This is a genomic window from Deinococcus sp., from assembly GCF_018260405.1.
Lineage (GTDB): Bacteria > Deinococcota > Deinococci > Deinococcales > Deinococcaceae > Deinococcus.
In genome coordinates, this window is sequence record NZ_JAGLBG010000254.1 from 1 (window position 1) to 683 (window position 683).

Annotated in this window: 1 protein-coding gene; it reads left to right on the plus strand. The window is 41.6% G+C overall.

The window, feature by feature from the left end; all coding sequences use genetic code 11:
• The coding region (locus tag QZ269_RS13410) for a hypothetical protein (protein ID WP_291427188.1) at window positions 1-206 on the plus strand (206 nt) is incomplete at its 5' end.
• Between the last annotated feature and the right edge of the window lie 477 nt (window positions 207-683).

The following is a 683-nucleotide window of genomic DNA, read 5'->3' on the forward strand; positions in this document are numbered from 1 at the left end:
TTTACTCATCCTGTCTCCTGACTGTTGTTGTTATCTTTTATATCTCTAATATTAATAAAAAAGCAACAACAGAGCGTTGCCCGTTTTGCGTCTCAGACGACAAAAAATCGCAAAAACGGCCCAAAGGTGTCGGTAGTTTTGGGCTAAACGGCCCAAAGGTGTCGGTAGTTTTTAGGCCAAACGGCCCAAAGGTGTCGGTAAAATAGCTTTTTAGGTGTGCGATCCTGTTTTTTGCGTCCCAAAGGGATCTTTTCGAAAACGGCCCAAAGGTGTCGGTAATTAGACGGCCCAAAGGTGTCGGTAGTTTTGGACTAAACGGCCCAAAGGTGTCGGTAGTTGTGGAAAACTAAAAATTTTTCGTACTGGACGAGGTATTTCACGGCTTTTACACTTCGTTTCTAACATAATGGCCCAAAGGTGTCGGTATGGTTTAAGGGCGATTCCAAGCAAAAAACCCATAGAAACGGCCCAAAGGTGTCGGTAGTTAGATGACCAAAACGTAATATTCATTATAATTATCCTTCCTAAGTTCAGTAGTCCGGAACCTTTTTGACCAAAAATCAAATGAGGTCAGTTACGTTAGTGTATGAATAATTAATGAACGTCCCCACTGAACATCTTAGGGTTCTGCAAGCCTTAAAAAATCGTGACTTTGGTTACTAGAGTAATATTTAGCACCAACT